The sequence below is a fragment of the uncultured Aquincola sp. genome (assembly GCF_964001545.1).
Taxonomy (GTDB): Bacteria; Pseudomonadota; Gammaproteobacteria; order Burkholderiales; family Burkholderiaceae_C; genus Aquincola.
This window is the reverse complement of sequence record NZ_CAXFDV010000869.1, coordinates 1-6,496: the sequence shown is the minus strand read 5'-3', so window position 1 is coordinate 6,496 and position 6,496 is coordinate 1. Positions and strand designations below refer to the sequence as shown.

Genomic DNA, 6,496 nt, shown 5'->3' with positions numbered 1-6,496 from the left:
GTCGGACCTGCGAATTTCAGTTGCCGACATCGACGGAGTTCCCAACGCCGACGCGGCGTAGACGGCGACGGTGCCCCAAGCGGCATCGCCATGGCGGCAGTGACCCGCCGCACGACGAATGTCAGCAATGCCAAGGCGCAGTAAACGCCAGCCAGGCCAAGACGGGCGATCGCCCGCAGCAGCCAGCGTATGTTGAACCCGGCCGCGCACAGCACCGCATGCAGCGCGTCGCCCTCGCTGCCCTTGAGCCAGCAGCGGTCCATGCGGTGATCGGCCTTCAGGTGCCCGATGGCCGGCTCGACGGCCTGGCGTCGCCGCAGCCAAGCGCGTTGCCTGGCCGTCAGCGTCTTGCTCTTGCCCCGGTGAACGAGCTGCACCGGAGCGATGTCAGCATCAACACCGCGGTAGCCCAGGTCCACCACCGCGGTGGTGAGCTCGACGCCGATGTCTTGCAGCAACGTGTTCGTCTGTTCCAGCTGCGCGGCCAGCGTGTGGCCGTCGTACGGGTTGCCGGGGAAGCTGCGTGCACCCACCATCAGGCCTTGCCGGTGGGTCACCGCCACGCTGACCTTGACGCCGAACTCGTAGGGCTGACGCGCCTTGCCTTTGCCGATGCACTCCACTTCCGGAGCGTGCAGCGCATACAGCTTGCCCTTGTCGTGCGGCCTCTGGGCGTGCAGCTGCTCGGCGCGTTCGAGCCAGACCGTCAGCGTGTCTTGCGCCGTCTTCGGCAGGGCCGTCATCTTGCGCCGCACCTCGCGCAGCAGGCTGCCCAGGATCGTGCGCTGGCGGCGCAGCACGCGCTTCAGACGCTTGAACTGCTTGGCGTGCGCATAGCCGGCCGCCCGGCGGCGAAGCGTCTTGCCTTCGCGTTCGTGGGTCAGCTTCAGCGCAATGCCGGCTCGCTTGGCCAGCCGGACGATCTTCTCGCGCGCCACCTCCAGCAGTCGGCTGTCGGTGGGGTGGGCGATGGCCTTTTCCTGCACCGTGGAGTCGACGATGACGCGCTCGAACTCGCGCTTGCCCACCGCCTTCATCGCCACCGCTGCCTCAATCGTGGACTTGAGCAACTGCTCCACGCCGGCCTCACCCAGCACGCGCCTGAAGCGCCCGATCTGCGTGGCATCGCAGGGCAGCTTGGGCGTGTAGTACGCCATGCCGCTGAAGAACTGCCAGACCACGTTTTCGCTCCAGCGCTCGACGAGTTCCTCGTCGCTGACGTTGAAGGCGTGCTTGAGGTACAGCAGCGCCACCATCAACCGGATCGGCAGGCGCGGCCGGCCACGGTTGCTGACCCCAGAGCCCGCCACCTGCAGCGTCGGGCCGAACAGGTCAGCGCCTTCCACCCGGTGACCGGCGCGATCCTTGTGCGCAAAGGCCGGCGCCAGCGCCTTCTCGATCTCATCCCAGGGCATTCGCGTGGCCAGCACCGCCAGCGGATGCCGCAGGTCGATCATCTGATCCAGGCGGGCGCGGAAGAAATCGTCGGTGCTCATCGGCGGTCAAAAACTCCCAGAAACTGCGCTCCATTGAATCGCTTCCTGGGAGTTCCCGCGATCGGCATTCACCCCGCAGAGCGAGTGTTCATGCGGGCTGCAGGCGAATTGCAGGGCCGACTCGTTAGAGGTCAACGCGAAGGATATCTCTGCGCTGACCGCAGCGGCGCCGCGTGTATTGCCCGGGTCAACCATTTCCATTCCCTACCTGGCGAACCAGGACAACGACGCGCGACTGGCCGCAGCGCAGGCCGTTCGCGGACTCGGCTTTGAGCCCATGCCTCACCTCGCTGCACGCCGTATCGCCTCGTTCGCAAAACTGGAGTCGTTCATCCAGCGCGCGGTCGCGGAAGCCGGCGTCAAGCGTTGCTTCGTGATCGCTGGAGATCCGTCCACCCCGCTGGGGCCGTTTGCCGACAGCTCCTCACTGATCGAATCAGGCGTGTTCGAGCGCTCGGGCATTCAGATGGTCGGCGTGGGTGGCCATCCCGAGGGCCATCCGGTCATGAGCACATCTGATCGTTGGAAAGTGCTCGAACACAAGTGTCGCTGCATCGAAGGGCGCGGCATGGCGCCCTTGATCGTCACGCAATTTGCCTTCGATGCCGACATCGTGCTGGCCTGGCTGGAAGCCCTGCGCGGGCGTGGCGTCGAACATCCCGTACGCGTGGGCGTGCCGGGCCCTGCAGGCGTGGCGGTGCTGGCGCGCTATGCCGCCTTGTGTGGCGTTAGCGCATGCGCGTCGATGTTGTCCAAGTACGGCATCTCGATCAGCAAGCTGTTCGGCATAGCAGGCCCGGATCTCTTTGTGGATCGTCTGACCACCCGCCTGACCGAAGCACATGGAAAGGTGAGCCTGCATTTCTTTCCATTCGGAGGCATCGCTCAGTCCGTGAAGTGGGTAGAGCAGTACTGCTCGCGTGCCGAGCCTGAACAACCCATCGACACGGCTCCCATGTGATTACTGCGCCTCCAGCAGTCGCTTGCACTGGCATGCCCCATAGAAGCAGACCTCGTTGGGGCGAACGCTTCGAGAGCATCCTACCGCCCGCCTCAGCCTTCGCGTTGCGCAAGCGCCCCATGGGCGCGATCCCATTGGCACAGGACACACGCGGCCAACATCACCGGACGCAGGCGCAAATGCCACATCGAAATGGATCGCCCGCATCATCGGCTTCGACGGTGCGAGCTATCGATTGGCAGATTGGGGGGGCAAACACGATAAACGCCCTTCTCGAACTGCCTTCTGTAGGAAGATGGTGATAGACCGAAACTTTGATGATGCGACTTTGCTCGCTGAGACATCCTTACGTTTGCCACTGCAAAGCGCCTATGTGGCACCTAGCTCGCAAATCAGCAAGGATGCGTAGCGACCAAAATATGGACTAACCTGTTATTCCATAAGACCTTTTACGGAACTGTCCGTCTACATCAAAGACTTGACAGCGGACATTTTTCATGGCGTTCCCGGCATCGCCCCGTCGCGCAGCGTCCACTGCACCAGCGCGTCGAAGGCCGGACGGGCGGCCGCGGCATTGGGGTGGTTGACGATGGCCACCAGCAGGTAGCGCCGGCCGCTGTCGCCCAGCACGTAACCGGCCACGCCGGCCACGTCGCGCAATGAGCCGGTCTTCAGGTGCGCGCGGCCCGCCGGCGCCTGTGAGCGGCGCAGCGTGCCATCGGTGCCCGAGGCCGGCAGCGAAGCCACCAGGTCGGGCATCACCGGGCTGGCCCAGGCCGACTGCAGCAGCCGCGCCAGCAGCGCCGCCGGCAGGCGCGTGTCGCGCGACAGGCCCGAGCCGTTGTCGATCACCAGTGCCTGCTGGCTGGCCGCGTCCAGGCGCAGGCGCTCGGCCAGCCAGCGTTGCAGCACTTCGCGCGCGGCCTCGGGCGTGCCCTGGCCGGCGCGCTCCAGCCCCAGCGTCAGGAAGAGCTGCTGCGCCATCGTGTTGTTGCTGTACTTGTTGATGTCGCGCACCACCTCGGCCAGCGGTGGCGACTCGAACTGGAAGGTGGGCGGCGTGGCCGTGGGCGCCGGGCCGGCGCGCACCTTGCCGCGCAGCTGGCCGCCGGCCTCCGCCCACAGCTGGGCCAGCAGCCGCGCGGCGTAGGTCTGCGGCGCGGGGTCGGCCACCGGCCATTGGCGCTCGCCGCAGGCCAGCGGGTAGCGGCCCTCGAAGCGCACCTGCGCCGGGTCGTCGAAGCGCGGCTTGACGGTGCTGCGCCAGTCGCCGCAGGGGCCCTCGGCCATCGGCAGCTCGGCCTGCACCGTGGTGCCGGCCAGCGTGGGCTCGGCGCTGATGCGCGCCACGTTGCGCACCGCATCGGGCGTGAAGCGGTAGATCACCGTCTTCTGGTTCAGCAGCAACGCATCGGCGCGCACGTTGTAGGGCCGCAGCGGTTCGTTGTCGAAGTCGGCCGGGGCGCTGCGCGGCGGCGCGAAGGCGTCGGTGTCCAGCACGATGTCGCCGCGGATCTCGCGCACGCCGGCCGCCTGCACCCGGCGCAGCAGCAGCCACACGCGTTCCAGCACCAGCTTGGGGTCGCCGCGGCCCTGGATGATCAGGGAACCGTCCAGCACGCCGTCGCGCAGCTCGCCGTTGATCCACACCGGCGTGTTCCAGCTCCAGGCCGGGCCCAGCAGGTCGAGCGCGGCATAGGTGGTCAGCAGCTTGGTCAGCGAGGCCGGGTTCACCGGCTTGTCGGCCTGCAGCCGCAGGCGCGGCGCCGGCGGCTGGCCGCGCACGGGCAGGGCGCCCACTTCTTCTACCACCACCGACAGCGCCTCGGGCGGAATGCGTTCGCGCTGCAGCACCGCGGCGGCTTCAGGCGGCAGGGTGCCGATGGACTGGCCGGCCGCGCTGCCGAGCGCGCCCAGGCCCAGGCACAGGGCGATGGCCGCCGCCGCAGGCCGGCCGACGCGGGGCTTGAAGTACGGGAACACAGGCATCGGGCCATGATCGCATGCGGTCTGCGCGCGCCCCGGCCGCGCAGGCCCTTCCCCTACACTGGCGGCATGTCGTCGTCGCCCCTTTCCGCGTGCTCCACGCACGCCGAGGCCACCCCGGCCTCGCCCGCCTTGCTGGCCATCGACACCTCCACCGAACGCCTGGCCGTGGCCGCGCAAGCCCACGGCCGCCAGCTGGGCCTGCAAGAGCCCGGCGGCCCGCTGGCCTCGGCCCGGCTGCTGCCGGCCGTGCAGTCGCTGCTGGCGCAACTGGGCAGCCGCGTGTCGGCCATGCAGGCCATCGCCTTCGGCCACGGACCGGGTGCTTTCACCGGGCTGCGCACCGCCTGTGCGGTAGCGCAGGGCCTGGCGCTGGGCGCCGGCTGCCCGGTGCTGCCGATCGACAGCCTGGCCCTCGTGGCCGACGACGCCCGCGCGCAGACTCAGGGCCGGCACGACACCGTGCACGTGGCCATGGATGCGCGCATGAACGAGATCTACGCCGGCGCCTACCGCTGGACCGGCGAGCGCTGGCAGGTGCTGCAGGCGCCCGCCTTGTGGCCGCTGGTGGCGCTGGCGGCGCACTGGCAGGCCGAAGCGCCGGCCTGCGTGGCCGGCTCGGCGCTGGATGCTTTCGGCGACCAGCTGCCCACCGGCAACGCCGAACGGGTGCCTGCCGAGCAAGACCGCGCCGCCGCGCTGCTGCGCCTGGCCCGGCAGGCCTGGCAGGCCGGCGAAGCCATCGACCCCGCGCTGGCGCTGCCGCTGTACCTGCGCGACAAGGTGGCACAGACCACGGCCGAGCGCGAAGCGGCCAAGGCAGCCACCTCATGAATGCGGTAGCGCAACCCGCCGCGCCGCGCCTGGTGCCGATGACCGTGGCCCTGGTGGACGCGGTGAGCCACATCGAGCAGCAGGCTTATGCCTTTCCGTGGTCGCGCGGCAACTTCATCGACTCGATCGCCGCCGGCTACGACATGCAGGTGCTGCAGGCCGAAGACAGCGAGCTGATCGGCTACAGCGTGGCCATGCGCGGCGTGGACGAGGAGCACCTGCTCAACATCACCGTGGCGCCGCGATGGCAGCGCCAGGGCCATGGCCGGGCGCTGCTGCAGTCGGTGATCGACGCGGTGCGCGCCACCGGCCTGCCCACGCTGCTGCTGGAAGTGCGCACCAGCAATGAAGGCGCGCGGCTGCTGTACGAATCGATGGGCTTCTTGCAGATCGGCCTGCGCCGTGGCTACTACCCCGCGCCGCACGGCCAGCGGGAAGACGCTTTCGTGATGGCCCTGGCCATGGAGCCGCGCGATGTGGAGTGACCGCCAGCGGGCCATGCTGGCCGAGATGGGCATCCGCGTGTTCGTGCCGCCAGCGGCCACCGAGCCGGACGAAGCGCAGGTCGCAGACCGGGCGGAGGCCGAAGTGGCGGCGGCGCCGGTGGCCGTGCCGGCCGCCGCGCACGATCAGCGGCCCGCGCCCCCGCCCGAGCGCCGGCCTGCCCGCGACACGGCTGTGCCCGCCCAGGCCGACGCCGGGGCCGCGACCGCGCGGCCTGCCGACCTCATCGCCCGCGCCCCCTCGCCGGTGGACAGCCTGGACTGGGACCCGCTGCGCGAGGCGGTGGCCGGCTGCACCGCCTGTCGGCTGTGCGAATCGCGGCGCCACACCGTCTTCGGCGTCGGCAACGTGCGGGCGCACTGGATGGTGATCGGCGAGGCGCCGGGCGAGCAGGAAGACCTGCGCGGCGAGCCCTTCGTCGGCCCCGCCGGCCAGCTGCTGGACAGCATGCTGCGCGCGTTGGGCCTGACGCGCGAGGAGGCGCCGCCCGCGCAGCAGGTGTTCATCGCCAACACGCTGAAGTGCCGGCCGCCGCGCAACCGCAACCCGGAGCCGGAGGAACTGGCCCGCTGCGAGCCCTACCTGCAGCGGCAGATCGCGCTGGTGCAGCCGCGCATCATTTTGGCGATGGGGCGCTTTGCGGTGCAGTCGCTGCTGCGCAGCAGCGAGCCCATCGGCCGCCTGCGCGGCCGGGTGCACCAGTACCAGGGCGTGC

General features: G+C 69.5%; 6 protein-coding genes. 4 read left to right on the top strand and 2 right to left on the bottom strand.

What is annotated here, in order from left to right; all coding sequences use genetic code 11:
- Window positions 1–1,496 (bottom strand): IS5 family transposase (locus ABNT58_RS29900; protein ID WP_348756985.1); only part of this gene is annotated, 1,496 nt, incomplete at its 3' end.
- A 277-nt stretch (window positions 1,497–1,773) separates the two neighbouring features.
- Between ABNT58_RS29900 and ABNT58_RS29895 the strand changes: the two genes are divergently transcribed.
- Complete coding sequence (locus ABNT58_RS29895) at window positions 1,774–2,457, top strand: methylenetetrahydrofolate reductase (RefSeq protein WP_249193462.1); 684 nt, start codon at window positions 1,774–1,776, stop codon at window positions 2,455–2,457.
- A 495-nt stretch (window positions 2,458–2,952) separates the two neighbouring features.
- On the opposite strand, the gene dacB is transcribed toward ABNT58_RS29895, so the two are convergent.
- Window positions 2,953–4,446 carry a D-alanyl-D-alanine carboxypeptidase/D-alanyl-D-alanine-endopeptidase gene (gene dacB, locus ABNT58_RS29890; protein WP_348756984.1) on the bottom strand — a complete coding sequence of 498 codons (1,494 nt, stop codon included), beginning with the start codon at window positions 4,444–4,446 and terminating at the stop codon, window positions 2,953–2,955.
- Between the two features lie 66 nt (window positions 4,447–4,512).
- Between dacB and tsaB the strand changes: the two genes are divergently transcribed.
- The 3 genes from tsaB to ABNT58_RS29875 form a co-directional block, all read left to right on the top strand.
- Window positions 4,513–5,277 carry a tRNA (adenosine(37)-N6)-threonylcarbamoyltransferase complex dimerization subunit type 1 TsaB gene (gene tsaB / locus ABNT58_RS29885; protein WP_348756983.1) on the top strand — a complete coding sequence of 255 codons (765 nt, stop codon included), beginning with the start codon at window positions 4,513–4,515 and terminating at the stop codon, window positions 5,275–5,277.
- Window positions 5,274–5,762 (top strand): ribosomal protein S18-alanine N-acetyltransferase, encoded by a 489-nt coding sequence (gene rimI / locus ABNT58_RS29880; RefSeq protein ID WP_348756982.1) that lies wholly within the window; start codon window positions 5,274–5,276, stop codon window positions 5,760–5,762. The genes tsaB and rimI overlap by 4 nt, the downstream gene beginning before the upstream one ends.
- A partial coding sequence (locus ABNT58_RS29875) for a uracil-DNA glycosylase (RefSeq protein WP_348756981.1) occupies window positions 5,752–6,496 on the top strand: 745 nt, incomplete at its 3' end. The genes rimI and ABNT58_RS29875, both read left to right, overlap by 11 nt.